At 65.5% G+C, this 15,129-nt stretch carries 13 protein-coding genes; 6 read left to right on the top strand and 7 right to left on the bottom strand.

Annotated elements, in window-relative coordinates; all coding sequences use genetic code 11:
• Positions 1–604: 604 nt before the first annotated feature.
• The 5 genes from dinB (at position 605) to V6K60_RS12115 (ending at position 5,055) form a co-directional block, all read left to right on the top strand.
• Positions 605–1,693: a DNA polymerase IV gene (gene dinB / locus V6K60_RS12135; RefSeq protein WP_332450788.1), complete on the top strand. Its 1,089-nt coding sequence runs from the start codon at positions 605–607 to the stop codon at positions 1,691–1,693.
• 49 nt (positions 1,694–1,742) lie between these two features.
• Positions 1,743–2,573 carry an SDH family Clp fold serine proteinase gene (locus V6K60_RS12130; protein ID WP_332450787.1) on the top strand — a complete coding sequence of 277 codons (831 nt, stop codon included), beginning with the start codon at positions 1,743–1,745 and terminating at the stop codon, positions 2,571–2,573.
• 53 nt (positions 2,574–2,626) lie between these two features.
• Positions 2,627–3,160: an HNH endonuclease gene (locus tag V6K60_RS12125; protein WP_332450786.1), complete on the top strand. Its 534-nt coding sequence runs from the start codon at positions 2,627–2,629 to the stop codon at positions 3,158–3,160.
• A 3-nt stretch (positions 3,161–3,163) separates the two neighbouring features.
• Positions 3,164–4,036, top strand: a complete 873-nt coding sequence (locus tag V6K60_RS12120; RefSeq protein WP_332450785.1) for a tetratricopeptide repeat protein — start codon at positions 3,164–3,166, stop codon at positions 4,034–4,036.
• Between the two features lie 164 nt (positions 4,037–4,200).
• A complete protein-coding gene (locus tag V6K60_RS12115; RefSeq protein ID WP_332450784.1) occupies positions 4,201–5,055 on the top strand; it encodes a MerR family transcriptional regulator in 855 nt (284 codons plus the stop codon).
• 8 nt (positions 5,056–5,063) lie between these two features.
• Here the strand turns inward: V6K60_RS12115 and V6K60_RS12110 are convergent, their stop codons facing one another.
• The 3 genes from V6K60_RS12110 to ablB all read right to left on the bottom strand — a co-directional run bounded on the left by V6K60_RS12110 (position 5,064) and on the right by ablB (position 8,897).
• Positions 5,064–6,548 (bottom strand): alpha-amylase family glycosyl hydrolase, encoded by a 1,485-nt coding sequence (locus V6K60_RS12110; RefSeq protein WP_332450783.1) that lies wholly within the window; start codon positions 6,546–6,548, stop codon positions 5,064–5,066.
• Positions 6,549–6,611: 63 nt separating this feature from the next.
• Complete coding sequence (locus V6K60_RS12105; protein WP_332450782.1) at positions 6,612–7,829, bottom strand: NAD(P)/FAD-dependent oxidoreductase; 1,218 nt, start codon at positions 7,827–7,829, stop codon at positions 6,612–6,614.
• A gap of 39 nt (positions 7,830–7,868) precedes the next feature.
• Complete coding sequence (gene ablB, locus V6K60_RS12100) at positions 7,869–8,897, bottom strand: putative beta-lysine N-acetyltransferase (RefSeq protein WP_332450781.1); 1,029 nt, start codon at positions 8,895–8,897, stop codon at positions 7,869–7,871.
• A 154-nt stretch (positions 8,898–9,051) separates the two neighbouring features.
• On the opposite strand from ablB, the gene V6K60_RS12095 reads away from it, so the two are divergent.
• Positions 9,052–10,134, top strand: coding sequence for a radical SAM protein (locus V6K60_RS12095; protein WP_332450780.1), 1,083 nt, complete (start codon positions 9,052–9,054; stop codon positions 10,132–10,134).
• Positions 10,135–10,165: 31 nt separating this feature from the next.
• Here the strand turns inward: V6K60_RS12095 and V6K60_RS12090 are convergent, their stop codons facing one another.
• The 4 genes from V6K60_RS12090 to V6K60_RS12075 form a co-directional block, all read right to left on the bottom strand.
• Entirely contained in the window at positions 10,166–11,032 is an 867-nt protein-coding gene (locus V6K60_RS12090) for a DUF2795 domain-containing protein (protein WP_332450779.1), read from the bottom strand.
• A gap of 198 nt (positions 11,033–11,230) precedes the next feature.
• Complete coding sequence (locus V6K60_RS12085; RefSeq protein ID WP_332450778.1) at positions 11,231–12,826, bottom strand: DUF2795 domain-containing protein; 1,596 nt, start codon at positions 12,824–12,826, stop codon at positions 11,231–11,233.
• Between the two features lie 150 nt (positions 12,827–12,976).
• Positions 12,977–14,290, bottom strand: coding sequence for a methyl-coenzyme M reductase glutamine C-methyltransferase (locus V6K60_RS12080; protein ID WP_332450777.1), 1,314 nt, complete (start codon positions 14,288–14,290; stop codon positions 12,977–12,979).
• A gap of 53 nt (positions 14,291–14,343) precedes the next feature.
• A complete protein-coding gene (locus V6K60_RS12075) occupies positions 14,344–15,021 on the bottom strand; it encodes a hypothetical protein (protein ID WP_332450776.1) in 678 nt (225 codons plus the stop codon).
• Positions 15,022–15,129: the final 108 nt, after the last annotated feature.

Here is a 15,129-nt window from a genome sequence, read left to right as displayed (position 1 = left end):
TTTGGATGTGGCGCGTGGTGTTGGTGGGCGAAACCCCTGTTGCAGAGATGCTCCACACCCGGGGTGCCTGGAGGTTCAGGCAGGTGTAATGCTCGAGGAAAGCCTGAAAACGGATTTTTACAGCAACTAGGCACGTTAGATCCGTGGAAACACTCCATACACTGGACCGTGGTGGACAGCGCACCTTCGGTGCTCGAGCTCCTGCCCTTTCGGCCAGTCGCTTATCGTCACGGACTGCCCCCGCCCCGGGTGGGGTGCGACGGTTCGTTAGAACCGGAGCTTGAGAAGACCGAAGGTCTTCGAGTGGGGGTTACACGCTGCCTTAAAAGATGGAGACAGGGGGGTGCTCCCCCCTCGAAGACCAAAGGTCTTCTCAAGCTCGCTACGCTCGCACTCCCCGCGAGCCGCCACCCCCTTAGGGCAATATCCCCTCGGAAGCCGTTTTCGGGCTTTTACATAGCCATTGCCATGGTCAGAGGAAGCCGCTCCGGGCCATATCCGGCACTCGCGAAATCTCCTTCCGGCCTTGCACTTATCCCCCCCACCTCACCAAACCCCCTATATTCCCGGAGTTCAAACATTCCCTCAGGAGACTGGAGGGTTCATGGAGGTGACCGGCGACCGGATCGTCCTGCACGTGGATATGGACAGTTTCTTCGCCTCGGTGGAGGTCCGCCGGGACCCGTCCCTTGCCGGGCTGCCGGTGATCGTGGGTGCCGACCCGAAGGGAGGAACCGGCCGGGGCGTTGTGAGCACCTGCTCTTACGAGGCCCGCCGTTACGGGGTGCACTCCGGTATGCCCATCTCCCGGGCGTATGCCCTCTGCCCGCACGGCGTCTACCTCCCGGTTGACCGCTCGCTCTATACCCGGGTCTCGGCGGAGATCATGACGATCCTCGCCCGGCACGCCGGCCGCATCGAGCAGGTGAGCATCGACGAAGCCTATCTCGACGTCAGCGACGCCGGCAGTTTCGCGGCAGCGGGAGCGCTTGCCGCCGCGATCAAGCGAGAGATCCGGGAAGAGACCGGGCTCACCTGCTCGGTCGGCGTCGCCCCGTGCAAGGCCGTTGCAAAGATCGCGTCCGACTACCGGAAACCCGACGGGCTGACGGCCGTCTCTCCCGATGAGGCGGCGGAGTTTCTCGCGCCCCTGCCGGTTGGAAAGATCGCCGGCGTCGGGAAGAAGACCGGCGAGACCCTCCAGGATATGGGCATCCAGACCATCGGCGACCTCGCACGCCGCGACGTCCAGGACCTCATCGCCCGGTTGGGGGGGTCAGGCGTCCTGCTGCACCGTCTCGCCCGGGGCATCGATGATCGCGAGGTGCAGGACCGAGAGGGGTGCAAATCCATCTCCCGGGAGACGACGTTCGATCGGGACACCGCCGACCCGTCCATCCTCTCCGGGACCGTTGCCGGGCTCGCGGACGACGTCGTCACGACACTCGCGGCCGAAGGCCTCCGGTGCCGGACCGTCACGGTCAAGGTCAGGTATCACGGCTTTCAGACGCATACCCGGTCCCGGACCCTGGAACGGTTCACCGCTGAGCCCGGGGTGATCCGGCGGGCCGTGTGCAGTCTGCTCCTGCCGTTCCTCGACGGCACGGCCGTCCGGCTCCTCGGGGTCAGGCTCTCCACGTTCGAGGGCGGCCGCACCCGGCAGACCTCGATCGATGAGTTCCTCTCCCCCTGATGCATTGTGCAGGGCGAACCTTCTTTACGTGAGGGGCGCACTGGCTGGTATGCCCGAGTTCTGGACGGTGTTGCTGGTCGCCTTCTTCCTCCTCCTCTTCGCGGTGCCGTTCGTCCAGCAGCAGATAACCCGGGCCCGCCGCCTACGGGCGATCCGGGACCTGGAGGCGGAGCGCCGGACCCGGGTCATCGCCCTCATCCACCGGCAGGAGCGGGTCGCATTCTTCGGCATCCCGTTCTACCGCTACATCGATATCAATGACTCCGAGGAGATCCTCCGGGCGATCCGGCTCACGTATCCGGAGATGCCGATCGACTTCATCGTCCACACCCCGGGTGGTCTGGTCCTCTCTTCCGAGCAGATCGCGATGGCGCTCCGGCGCCATAAGGGGAAGGTGACGATCTTTGTCCCCCACTACGCCATGTCGGGCGGAACGCTCCTCTGCCTGGCCGCCGACGAGGTGGCGATGGACGAGAACGCCGTGCTCGGCCCGGTCGACCCCCGGATCGGCGAGTACCCGGCGGCGTCGATCCTGCGGGTCCCGCACCTGAAACCGCCGGAAGAGATCGAGGATGAGACCTTCATTCTGGTCGATATCGCGGCAAAGGCCCAGAACCAGATGCGGGAGTTCGTGGCCGGCCTGCTCCGCGACCGGATGGAGCCTGAGCGTGCAGACCGCCTCTCCCGCCTGCTCGTGGAGGGGACCTGGACACACGACTACCCGATCACCCTTGAGCAGGCCCGGGACCTCGGGCTTCCCGTCACGGCCGGTATGCCCGATAGGATCTACCGATTGATGGACCTCTTCCCGCAACCGATCTCCCGCCGCCCGTCGGTCACCTACGTCCCGATCCCCTATCGGGAGGAGAAGAAGGGCTAACGCCCGGGAGATCCCAGCACTTATCCCGCATCCCGCAAGAGATCTTCTCAAGGATGTCCTCTGACCTGCAGCTCAGTCTTGATGCGTTCGACCGCACCCGGCCTCCCCTCTGCGACGGCTTCCCGGACCACAACGGCTTCATCAGCCTCTGCTGCCGGTGCCCGTTCGCGGTCCGGGAGGGAAGCGCCGTCTTCTGCGAGGAGTTCGGCGTCCCCATCCGGGCGCGGGCGAAGTACGGGCTCCGGGGCTGGCGGGAGGTCCGCACTGCCGTCATCGATCGCGACGGCGGGGTATGCACGGTCTGCGGATCGGTGGGAGACCTCCATGTCCACCACCTCGACCTCGATCCCACGAACGACGACCCGTCAAACCTCGTCACCCTCTGCGGCATCTGCCATGCCCGGGTGCACAGCGAGCTCCGCCGTGAGGGAGGGGCCGGACGGGTGGCGCGGGTGATCCCGGCGATACGACGCAGTACCGAACCGGATCCCGATCAGCCTGGTGCCGCCCTGACCCCCTCTCCTCCGGGGACCGTATCCCCCCACAGGTATTCCCCACGTTCGTCTGCAGCAGCGGAACGGTTATAATGTATGCCCGCTATCGATTGCCTGACCACGGGGGGAATGTCTGGAGTGAGCATTACGGGAAGGCTCTTCGGGAGGAGTGGTTCCGAAGACCGGGAGGGGCCGGAGACTGATGCTGCAGTGAGCAGAAAGGCGGTCTCTCTCGCCCAGCAGGGACGACTCAGCGAAGCGATCGGTTGTTTTGAACGGGTGCTCGACGAGGACCCGAGGAACGTGAAGATGTGGAACAACAAGGGCGTCTTCCTCGACCTCATCGGCAGGGACCAGGAGGCGCTCGGCTGCTGGGAGACGGCGCTTGCGATCGATCCCAATTTTGCTCCGGCCTGGATATCCCGGGGGATGCTCTACCGGCGCCGCAACCGGCTCGATGAGGCGCTCGCTTGCTACGACCGTGCCGTGGAACTCAACCCGGACTCTGCCGTCGCCTGGTACAACCGGAGCGGCGTCTTCGTTGCGATGCGCCGGCTTGACGAAGCGGTCGCCTGCTACGAACGGGTGCTCTCACTCGACCCCCACTTCGTTGCGGCGTGGACGGATCTCGGCTACGCTCACTTCCTCCAGCACCGGCACGAGGAGGCGATCGCCTGCTACGACCGGGCCATCGCGGACGACCCCGGGGGCGTCCGGGTCTGGAGCCTGAAGGGTGGCGCCCTGTATGCGCTCGGGGAGTATCGCAAGGCGCTCGAATGTTTTGACCAGGTACTCGCGATCGATCCGAAGTACGCCGCCGGGTGGAGCATGAAGTGCAGCGTCCTCTACCACCTCGGCATGTACCGCCACGCGCTCATCTGCGCCGATAAAGCGCTTGCAATCAACCCTTCCTGCGAGCTGACCACCCAGGTCCGTAAGATGCTCCTCTCCCTCATCGAGAAGTGGTGATGGGCTCCCGCCCCTCTTCTTCCGGGTCCGCACTGCCCTGATTGTTCCGGAAGGTTGACGCCGGGTGCCGTCCAACCGGAGGTTGTCACTCCGGGCCGGAACTCTCCCCCCAGGGAGACTCCGACCGCCTATCACCTGGCAGTGCGAACAGGTGGATGTAATCCATGCCAGTCGATCAGATCCCTATCGGCACGTTCTCGCGGATCACCCGGCTCTCGCAGAAGGCGCTCCGCCTCTACGACGAGCGGGGGCTCCTCGTGCCCGCGGCACGAGACATCTGCACGGGGTACCGTTACTACACCTTCGCCCAGGCTGAGCGGGGCCTCTGTATCCGGCACCTGCTCTGGCTGGGGTTCGACCTCGGAGAGGTCCAGGCCATCCTCGAGGCACGGGAACGCGGTGATGCGGGGACGATCCGCGATCACTTCGCACGGCGCCTTGCCGCGACCGAGCAGGAGGTCCATCGGCTGCATGCGGTTGCAGAGGTCCTGCGGGTGCAGGATCCTCTGAACGGAGGATTCCGTATGTCAATCACTGAACCTGTTATCAAGGATGTTCCTGCCCAGCGGGCGCTCACCCGCCGGGAGAAGGGTGTTTACCAGGAAGCGATCCCGAGACTGATCGGGGAACTCTGTGCAGTCGTCTCTCCCCCGGGTGGGCGGGAGCCTGCAGGACGGATGGCCGGGCCGGTCATATTCATCTGTCATGACGAGGAGTACCGGGAGACGGACGCCGATATCGAGGTTGCGATCCCCATCGTCGGTCCTGTCAGCCTCGACGGGACCGCCGTCGAGGTCCGGACCCTCCCGGGAGGCCGGTTCCTCTCGGTGCTCCACACGGGCCCGTACCCCGGGGTCGGGAAGGCCTACGAACGGCTCTTCGCCTACATGGGCGAACACGGCCTTGCCCCGGCCGGCCCCTCGCGGGAGCTCTACCTCAACGACCCGGCAGAAGTGCCGGAGGCTGAACTCCTGACCGAGGTCCAGTTCCCGGTGCAGGAGATCCCGCTTTCCCCCTGAAGGGGCGGTCACCCTCCTTTTGTCGTGACCTCGAATACGTGATAGCCCCATCCGGGGATGTCGAGGTAGAGCCCCGGGGCGAGGAGGCGTTCCCCGTCCCGGTCATACCCCGCCTGCCCCATGTGGTCCCGGAGCCGGATCGCCTTCCCCGCGAGGTCGGCCCATGGGAGCGGGACGTAGCACTGGCCCCGGTCCGGGGCGTAGTTGACGGCAACGAGGTAACGCTCTCCTCCCTCTTCCCGGGCGAAGGCGATGTAGCCGCCATGGGACGGGTTCCCCTCCCAGGCCGGAGTGCAGTCGAGGAGGAGCCACTCGCCGTCCCGGAACGCCGGGATGCGCAGGCACCCGAGGAGCCCTCGGTAGAACGCTTCTATGATCGGATCGGCCTCTTCTTCCGGTCCCCGGCAGAGATGGACCGGGACCGATTTGCGCCGCCCCGCGATCTGCCCCTGGTGGAAGAACCGGAGGCCGGGAGAGAGGAACGCAAGGACGGCGGCGGCCCGGTGGCGGTCGGGCGAAAAGACCGCGGCCGCCCGGTCCTCGTCATGGTTCTCCAGGAACCGGACGGACTTTTGCTGGTATTCAAGGTCCGCCAGGAGGTGCTCACGCACCGGCCGCCCCTCCCCGGCCCGGAGCCGATCATAGAGCCGTTTGTCATAGGTGTAGTCGAACCCCTGCTCTTGCAGCGTCCACTCAAGGTCCCAGTAGACCTCCGCCATGAAGACGAAGCCCGGGTGGTCCCTGCGGACGGCGGTGATTGCTCCCGGCCAGAAGGGCTCCATCTCCCGCCCCCAGGTCCGCTGGAAGACCTCCGGGAGGAGAAGCATCGCCATGTCGCACCGCAGGCCGTCGCACCACCCCGCGATCTTCTGCACCTCGCCGGTCATCGCCTCCGCGAGGGCCGGGTTGGCATAGTCGAGCTGCAGGGTGTCGGGCCAGCCTGAGAAGTAGGGATCCCGGCCGTGGGCGAGGACGACCGACCCCCCGGGGAGGTCCACCCGGGTGAAGTCCTGCGGCCGGCGGGCGAGGTCCTCTTCGCTACCGCGGATGTAGTAGTCCGGGTGGTCCCGCACCCAGGGGTGGTCGAGGGCGGTGTGGTTCGGGACGAGGTCAAGCATGAGGAGGAGCCCCTCTCCGTGCAGGCGATCGCAGAACCGCACGAGTGCCTCCGGCTCCCCGAGGTCCGGGTTGAGCGAGTAGCCGGCGACGGCAAAGGGGGAACCGCAGATATCCTCCTCATGGAGGTCGGGGAGCACATCCCGATAGCCGCGGAGCCACTCCTCGTTCGAGCGAGAGACCCGGCGCCCGGCCTCTCCGGTCTTCCAGACCCCCATGAGGTAGATCCAGGAGAAGCCGCACCCGGCCATTTCCGCGACCCAGGAGTCCGGGATCCCGTCGAGCGTGGCATGGCGGCGGCCCGTCTCCCGGGCGATCTGACGGAGCAGGACGCGGGTGTTGACCTCGTAGAGGGCAGGGTTGCGGGGGGTGTTCATCGCGGTTCCCCTGGATCCCCGGGATGATAGAGGTATCCCCGGTGGGTGTCACGCTCGTTGCCTTCACCAGACAGCCGAATGGAGGTCATCGTCCCGCTGGAATCCCCGGAATGACCGGTTCCCCTGGATCGCATCGATGACCCGGCCGTTCGTCGCCCGCATCATGGCTTCGAGAGGCGGGTGTACCCGGGCATCCAGGCAGTTGTAGAGGAAGTCCCGCAACGTCTTCTCCGCCTGCAACTCAGGGATGAGGCGGCGGTTGAGAAGGGCGGTATAGGTCTCGCCGAGCGGCGCACCGGATGCGAGGTGGCGGTCGACGGCGTGGGCGGCGAGTTCTGCGGTCCGGTGGGCATAGAATATCCCTTCGCCGAGGATGGGGCTTGCGAACCCGCCTGCATCGCCGACGAGGACCGTCCCTTCGTGAACCGGGGAGGGGATGTAATTGCCGAACGGCAGCGGGTATGCCGCCGGTTTTCGGTCGGCGAACGCTCTCAGGCCGATGGTGCTCAGGAACTCCCGGTATCGCTCGGGAAGGGATTTCTGGTTCTTCTGCAGCAGCCCCCCAAGCCCGACGATGATTGATTCCCGGTTCGGGAAGACCCACCCGTAGCCCCACCGGCAGGCGTCAAGGACAAGGTGCGGCGTCGTGAGTTCGGCGTCCAGCCGGATCGCCCCATCCCCGTCCATGAGCGCCTGAGCCTCCGTGCGGGGGATTGCAAGTTCCATGGCCCATCCGAGGTTCTCACGCCATCGGTCATGCTCAAAGATGCTCTCCGGGAGGGAGCGGCGGACTGTGCTGTGAATCCCGTCGGCCCCGATGATGATCCGGCCGGTGTACTGGCTCCCGCCCGAGGCGGTGACGGTCCGGCTGGCGTGGTCGACTGCGATGACTTCCACGCCCTCATGGACCTCCACCCCGGCATCTGCCGCCCTCCTGGCGAGGCAGGCATCGTAACGCCCCCGGTGAGTGAAGTAGAACGGTTCGGCGAGGTCCCCGGAAAGAACACGGTTGCTCCCGATATAGAGTGCGTAGCCGGTCCCGGCGGAGTCGAGCAGCCCTTCTTCCCTGAGGGCAGGGATGGGCAGGCCGAAGACCCGGTCGAGGAACCGGATGGACTTCTGGCTGAGGCAGCCGGCGCAGACCTTCTCCCGTGGATACCTCTCCCTCTCCAGGAGCGCCACCCGGTATCCAAACCCCGCGAGCAGGCAGGCGGCGGTGCTCCCGGCGGGCCCGCCCCCGACAACGACGGCGTCGTAAGCCGGCACACGATCCGTGTCCATAGTTAGGGGATGTGGGTTGCGCCTCTTTTATTCTTTTCCTCAAGCATCTCCGGTCGGACCGGAGGTGCCCCGTGGGGGTGCTGCCATTCTGCCATCAAGTAGCCTGTACCAGACGCTCATATCCTCAAGCGAGCCGCATATGTTGACGCAGCCGGGAACCGTCCCCGCGTGGGTGTAACCGGTCCGGGCAAAGATGATGTTTGCCGGGTATGAACGGGCCCGGGCGATGGCGAATGCGGTCTTTATCCCGATTGAACGCATCTTCGCCTCCATCTGCCGCAGGAGGTGATCTGAAAACCCGCAGCCCTGGTACTCCGGTAACGTGGCAAATCCGGTCATCTCCGCAAATTTGCTCTCCGGGTCAACGGCAGCAGAGGCGATCGCGGCGATCTTCTCGCCATCGCGGATGCAGAAGCAGTGCAGGTTGTGGTGCATCTCCCGCGCGAGGTAGGCCGGGTCCTGGACGGGGACCGGATAGGTCACGAACACCTTTCGGTAGATGGTCGCGAGCGCCGGGGCATCCGCCGGCGTGGCGGGGGTGCAGGTGAACTCAGGCTCGAGCGGCGTACTCGCGGCACCCTTCCGGCCCTTCTCTTCTGCCACCGCAAGGACGTCATCGATCCCGTCCTGCCAGTTGCCCTGGAGAGGGTCACGGTAGGCTGCCAGGTAGTAGCCGTCCACCTCTCCCCGGTAGAGCCCGGGAATCCGTGCCCGGGGCAGGTAACCGGACGATATGAAGTGGCCGCATGCCGGGGCAGGAACCCGTGCGAATACCCGCGAGTAGCCCCGGCCTCTGGCAAGCGCGAGGAGCCGGCCAGCGATCCCCGGGACGTCCGCTGGGTCCAGGCGGAAGAGATAGGCCCGGTCGTTGAACGGGCCGTGGTGGACCAGGCTTCTTCCGAGCATCGCAGTGGTGTCGGCATGGGCATCCTGGTACAGACGAGATCCTGCCTGCCCCTGGCGTTCTGGAGGAATGTTCTTTGCCGGATGCCGGGTTGTGGTCTTCCCGGCACCGGTGCGTGATCGATAGGTCTTCTGATTTTTCTGATCGTGTAGAGGACTAAACATTGTTTCCCGGGGTTACTATAGCCCTCACAATACATAATGGATCTCCATATTGAGTTTTGCGGCTTGCACCGGAGGCACCTCCATACCCTTCCGCTTACACTTTCGCTCCGCGCACGGCATCGTTTCTTCTTCCCGCCGGGCCGAAACCCTGGTTATGTCCGTTGCGGAACAGAAACTCACTCGCCTTACCGCCGCCGGGAGGTTCGACCTCTGCTGCCCCGGAGAGTGTATCCGGCCCCTCTCTGCTGCGTATCATCTCACCTACACCCACCGGGCGGGGGGGTGCGGGCAGATGCTCAAGGTCCTCCTCCACGGCACCTGTGCCTACGACTGCGCTTACTGTGCCGTCCGCCTCGAACGGGAGCACCTCTCGTTCTCCCCGGGAGAACTCGTAGACGCCTTCCTTCGCCTCTGGCGGGAGAACCTCGTTGAAGGCCTCTTCCTGAGTTCCGGTATCGCTCGGGACGTAGATTCTGTGATGCACGATATCGTGGAGACGGGGGAGATCCTGCGGCGGCGAGGGTATAACGGCTACCTCCACCTGAAGGTCCTCCCCGGGGCTACCCGGGCGGATATCCATGACGCCGCCCGGGTTGCGGACAGGATCAGCATCAACCTGGAGGCAACGTCCCCCGACCGTCTCGGGGGGATCGCCGGGGTGAAGGATTACCGCCAGGATATCCTGAAGCGCCAGGCCTGGGTGGCGGAGGAGAAACCGGGTGGCCATACCACCCAGCTCGTCGTCGGGGCGGCGGACGAGACCGATGCGGAGATCCTCGCCTGCCTCACCGACCAGTACCGGCGGGTCAGGCCCTCCCGGGTCTACTTTGCTGCGTTTCGCGCCCTGCCGGGAACCCCTCTTGCCTCGCATCCCGATACCCCGGTCTGGCGGGCGCGGCGGTGGTACCAGACCGATTACCTGCTCCGTGACTACGGTGTTGCGGCCGACGAACTCCGGGAGGTCCTCGATGAAGAGGGGTTTTTCCCGAACCGCGACCCAAAAGAGGTCCTTGCGGCCTCCCGGGGTCCGGTGAACGTCAACACCGCTCCACGCCGCGACCTCCTCCGGGTCCCCGGGATAGGGCCGAAGGGGGTGGACCGGATCCTCGCCTGCCGGAGGGAGCGGCCGTTCTCCGGCCCGACCGACCTTGCACGGGCAGGTATCCGGGGAAAGACTGCCGGGCGCCACCTCATGTTCGGCGGGCGGAGTACGGTGCAGACACACCTTCTCCTGTAGCGTGCGGGGTCTTCTCAAAAGAGGGTGAAGGTTATTTGACCTTCCCGAACTCCGTGCTCACATCGGCAGCTGACTGGTAGGTCCGGTCGCTGAACAGTTCGAGTGCTGTAATCACACTCTCCGGAGCATCGTTCTTCCGGGCATGGGTGATCAGGTCCTCTCTGCCCGCCGGGTAGTCCATGCCCTTGAGGTAGACCTGCAGGTCGGCAGCCGAGAGGTGCCTGATGGACGGGCCGCCGGCCGTAACAGGCCTCTCAACCGTTGAAGCGCGTGTCTCTGTTGCAGGCCGCACCTCCTCTACCACGGTTGCGGGCTTCTCCCGGACCTCCACCTTCTCCGCCGTGACGGTCCCCAGCGGAGAAACCCCCGTCACCGGTTTCGTCACCTCAGTGCTTCCCTCCACTTCACTCGCTGTTATCGGCATCCCCTCGCGGGCGGCCCGTTCCCGGATCTCCACCCGTTCCGTAGTGACGACCTCACGGGGAGGGGCCTCCGTCCGGGTCACGGCCCGCGCTTCTTCCTGGCTGGGGGGGGCCATGGGGCGTCTCGACTCGATCAGGCCCCAGTTCGCTTCCCTTGGCCACTCATTCTCCGAGAACCCGGACTCGTTGTCGATCGTATGCTTGCTGATGTTCACGACAAAGACGTCGTCCCCCGGCCGGTAGACCATAGCCTCGATAGGGACCGCGAAGTGCTTCGCCCCAAGACCGAACATGCCCCCGACCCTGAGCACCGCGTACACTACCTTTCCCGTGGGCAGACTGACCCGCAGGCTTGAGATCTCCCCGAGATCGTAGCCCTCAGGGTTCTTGACCCGCTTTCCCACGACATCCTCGGACGGGAGGAACTCCTGCCCCTCCGTCCTCCGCACCTGCTGCTCAAGAATCGTTTCCGCCATTACAATCACCTCAACTTCAGTAACCCCGAAGGTGATCTTCACCTCCGCGTAGGGCGGGCGATGCGTGCTGCGACTATTTAAGTCCTCCCCGGCCCCGGTACCGGGGCGCCGGCGGGGTCCTCTCTGCCGGAGAAAGGGTCTCGCGAGGCGGGAGGCGAGGATCTTTTCCGACTGCCTCCCGCAATGAGGAGTTCTCCTCTAGCGCTTGATCTTGCCGAACTCCGTGCTCACATCAGCGGCGGACTGGTAGGACCGGTCACTGAACTGTTCGAGCGCCGCGATCACATCCTCCGGAGCATCGTTCTTCCGCGCGTGGGTGACGAGGTCCTCTCTGCCCGCCGGATAATCCATACCCTTGAGGTAGGTCTGCAGGTCGGCAGCCGAGAGATGCTTGAGGGACGGCGCCGCTCTCCGGGACGCGGTGGACTCCCCGTGGGTCTCCACTGCGCCGGTTCTCCCGCTCGGGACTGCCGTCTCAACCGGGTGCTCTATCCGGCCCCCTCTGCCGAACTCTGCGCTCACGTCGGTAGCGGACCGGTAGGTCTGCTCGCCAAACTGCTCGAATGTCATGATCGCGTCCTCCGGGGCATTGTTCTTCCGGGCATGGGCGATCAGGTCCTGCTTGCTCGCCGGGTAGTCTATACCCTTGAGGTAGGTCTGCAGGTCGGCGGCGGAGAGGTGCCCCCGGGAAGGGGCTGTCCGGGCCGGTTCCGTGCGGCTCTCCTCAGAGGTGGTCTCCATTCCGGCCGGGTGCCTGCCGCGGGTCTCGCTCCCGAACTCCATGCTCACGTCGGCGGCAGACTGGTAGGTCCGGTCGCTGAACCCCTCAAGGGTTGTGATGACGCTTTCAGGGGCGTTGTTCTTCTGCGCGTGAGTGACGAGATCCTGCCTGCCCACCGGGTAATCTATGCCCTTGAGGTAGGTCTGCAGGTCGGCGGCCGAGAGGCGTGCAGCGGATGGCGCTCTCCCCCGGGTCTCTGGCACCTCCTCGCGGACCTCCTCCACGACGGTCTCCGGACGCCGGGCCTCCATCTCTGCCGGGCGCTCCCTCGGGATCTCCTCCACGACGCTCTCGCCGGTCCGGGCGGGGAACGGGGTTGCCCTCTCCTCGGGCGTATGCGCCCTCTGTTCGCCACCCCAACCCTTTGCGACCGTCTGGACCGCCGGCTGCGGGATATCTCTCTCGTCTCTCTGGAGGGTGGATCTTGCCGCTGTCGCTGCCGTTGCTCCTGCCGCCGCTGCTGTCGTGCTGGTCTCCCGTGTCGGCGGGATCTCCTCCTTCTGAAGCGTAGATCTCGCGGCTGTCGCTGCCGCTGCTCCTGTCGCTGCCGCTCCTGCCGCTACCCCCATCGTGCTCGTTTCTCGTGCCGGTGGGACCTCCCTCCCCACAACGGGGGGCGAGGACTCTACCGTCTCCCGCACCGGAGGTGGCGTCCTGACCAGGCCCCAGTCGCCTTCGTGAGGCATCCTGTCCCGGGAAAACCCGGGATCACTGTCCAGTCTCCGCTTATCCGCATCCACAACAGCGACCCTCTCCCCCGGGCGGGTGCGGACCGCCTCCCAGGGAATGGCGAAGTGTTTCTCGCCAAACCCGAGGATCCCGCCGTGAGAGAGGACTGCGTACGCGATACAACCGGTATCGCGGTCGATAGCGACATCGCTGATATCGCCAAGGTTCTCTCCTTCCGGGTTCTGTACCTTTATGTCCCTGATGTCGTGTGCCCGCATCAGTTCTATCGTATCTTCCAGCCTCGGCCGGGTCTCCAGCACCGACCCTGTCTGTCTCTCCGCCAATCGAATCTACCTCCTGTTTGTTCACCTGCGAAGGGGTACCCCTTCAAGGCAGGGGGGGTAGAGGATCGAGGATACTTAAGGGTTTCCTGCTCGTGAGAACCCGGCGGGATCCGGGTTGGGAAAGAAATTAGGGGGCTGCCTGCCCGGGACTCAGGCTCCGGTCCGCGAGTACCGGAGGAGCATTTCGGTTGCCGCCCTGATGTCCCGCCCCTGCTTCTTTGCCTCGGCAAGGTACGTGTCGTAGACCGCGTCGGTCACGAGCCGTACCTGCGGGCGGAACATATCGGCATGCATCATCAAGTCAAAAGCCCGGGCCTCACTCTCGGTGATACCGAGCGCCCGGTACTCCCCGGTGTGTGGCACAAAAGCCGGATTCTTCTCGCGGGGTGTCCTGACCGCGAGGTCGGCGAGCGGCGTCCCGGGTATGGGCTCGGCGCTGCTCACGAAGACATCGTCGAGAGAGAGTCTGGCGATCAGGTCTTTGGTCGCCTCGTAGTCCCGCTTCGCCTCTCCCGGGTAGCCGACGATGAAACTTCCCGCAACCCGGAGGTTGTGCTCCCGGCACCGCTCCACCGCCTCCTCGACCTGCCGGACGGCCGCCCCCTTGCCCATCAGCCGGAGCACCCGTTCGCTCCCCGACTCGATCCCGAAGAAGACCCATCCTATGGTATACCGCCGGATAGCGTCCAGAACCTCGTCGGTGATGCAGTCCACGCGGATGTCGGGTGAGGAGACGTTTCGAGGCCCCATCACCTCCGCCATCCCCCGGAGGAGGCTGATGAAGGAATCCGGGTTCATCTCCCCCTCGTGGGAGCCGTAGAGCGACCCGGTCCCCCCGGAGACCGAGAGCCGTGTGGCCCCGGCTGCTTTGAAGGCCTTCACCTCTTCGATGATGCTCGCAAGGTTCCGGCTCCGGATCTTCCTCCCGAAGAACCGGGGCACCTGACAGAAGGTGCATCCCCCGATGCACCCCCGGTGGGTCTCGATATAGGCACTTGCGCCCCGGATGCTCTGGCTCCCGATATCGTCCGGGACCAGGGGGAGCGGCCGGTCGATCGGCGCCGGCGGGGCAGGCGGCGTCACGACCACCCGTTCGCCGTCGAGGTAGGCTATCCCCGGGAGGTTAGCCGAGACCCCCTCCTCGACGAGGCGGACCACGGTCTCCTCACCCTCGCCGACGACCACCGCATCGGGAGCGAGTTCCCCGAGCACTATCCCGGGGGCGGCTGAGACCGGTCCCCCGACGTAGACCGTCCCTCCCCGTTCGCGGTGAGTCCGGATAGCCTCCCTGATCGCGGGGTCGAGGAGGTGCTGGGTCGAGAAGAGGCTCGCGAGGAGGAGCGAACCGGCCGGGGCACCGGGTGTCCGGGTGAGGGTCACCTGGTGGCCCGCGTCGCGGAGGACGCCGCCGATCAGCATGGCGCCGTAGGTGTAGATGCCGGGGGAGAAGATCGTGATGTCCATGATACAGTATCGGCACAACAGTATTCAAATGGTGGGGTTTCGTCGGTCCCCGGTCAGAGCGGCGTCGGCTGCCTGAACCGCCGGGCTTCGGCGACGGTGTGGGCGCCCCGGTCCGATGCGGCGATCAGCCGGGCCTGAAGCCGCATGATATCGGCGATCACGGGCTGCGGGTTCTGGTCCAGCGTCTCCTTCACCACGGCACGGGCCTCCCTGAGTCTGCCCGCCCTGCGGAGCAGGTCCGCGAGGAGTGCTTCGTCCGCTCCCGCCTGGGAAGCCAGCCGTTCGCCCTGGTTCCACGCCCGCTGCAGAAGATCGGCGGCGCGTTTCCGGCAGACCCGGGCGGGTACATCCTCCTTCTCGTCGTCGCAGATCCAGGCGGCGTGGAGGGATGCCCACGCTGCTTGGGCCGGGACACCGAGGTCCTCCTGGATGATCGACCAGCAGAGGAAGGTGTTCGCTATCTTCGGGAACTTCCGGGAGTCGAGTTGCCAGCGGTAGCGCGGGAGTTTCACCACGTCGGCCGCCCCCTCCGGGGCCTGGCCCGGGTCGGGGGCACAGTAGCCGCAGGAAGGGCACCGTTTCACCCAGGCGTAGATGGTGGACCGCAGGGGTTCGGCAGGGCGGGTGTCGAGGTCCCGTGACCCGACGCTGCCGGCGGCCTCGGGTATAGTGAACCGGCAGGACTCGCCGCAGACTGCACAGGTCGTATTGAGGTAGTGGAGGTGGGTCATCGATGGGCCTAATTGCATAATATTGGATATATACTTTATCATGAATTGAAATCGGAGAACGCGCCGCCACGCCTGAACCCCTTCCCCGGATGAGCCCGTGCCGTGCAC

Source organism: Methanoculleus sp., assembly GCF_036677455.1.
Classification (GTDB): Archaea; Halobacteriota; Methanomicrobia; order Methanomicrobiales; family Methanoculleaceae; genus Methanoculleus.
This window is presented reverse-complemented; position numbering and strand designations above follow the sequence as displayed.

What these genes read in the sequence shown, in the direction of transcription:
- V6K60_RS12125 (WP_332450786.1), top strand. Translation starts at nt 2,627, where the DNA reads ATGTCCTCTGACCTGCAGCTCAGTCTTGATGCGTTCGACCGCACCCGG.
- dinB (WP_332450788.1), top strand. Translation starts at nt 605, where the DNA reads ATGGAGGTGACCGGCGACCGGATCGTCCTGCACGTGGATATGGACAGT.
- V6K60_RS12110 (WP_332450783.1), bottom strand. Translation starts at nt 6,548, where the DNA reads ATGAACACCCCCCGCAACCCTGCCCTCTACGAGGTCAACACCCGCGTC.
- V6K60_RS12105 (WP_332450782.1), bottom strand. Translation starts at nt 7,829, where the DNA reads ATGGACACGGATCGTGTGCCGGCTTACGACGCCGTCGTTGTCGGGGGC.
- V6K60_RS12130 (WP_332450787.1), top strand. Translation starts at nt 1,743, where the DNA reads ATGCCCGAGTTCTGGACGGTGTTGCTGGTCGCCTTCTTCCTCCTCCTC.
- V6K60_RS12095 (WP_332450780.1), top strand. Translation starts at nt 9,052, where the DNA reads ATGTCCGTTGCGGAACAGAAACTCACTCGCCTTACCGCCGCCGGGAGG.
- V6K60_RS12115 (WP_332450784.1), top strand. Translation starts at nt 4,201, where the DNA reads ATGCCAGTCGATCAGATCCCTATCGGCACGTTCTCGCGGATCACCCGG.
- V6K60_RS12080 (WP_332450777.1), bottom strand. Translation starts at nt 14,290, where the DNA reads ATGGACATCACGATCTTCTCCCCCGGCATCTACACCTACGGCGCCATG.
- V6K60_RS12090 (WP_332450779.1), bottom strand. Translation starts at nt 11,032, where the DNA reads ATGGCGGAAACGATTCTTGAGCAGCAGGTGCGGAGGACGGAGGGGCAG.
- V6K60_RS12075 (WP_332450776.1), bottom strand. Translation starts at nt 15,021, where the DNA reads ATGACCCACCTCCACTACCTCAATACGACCTGTGCAGTCTGCGGCGAG.
- ablB (WP_332450781.1), bottom strand. Translation starts at nt 8,897, where the DNA reads ATGTTTAGTCCTCTACACGATCAGAAAAATCAGAAGACCTATCGATCA.
- V6K60_RS12120 (WP_332450785.1), top strand. Translation starts at nt 3,164, where the DNA reads ATGCCCGCTATCGATTGCCTGACCACGGGGGGAATGTCTGGAGTGAGC.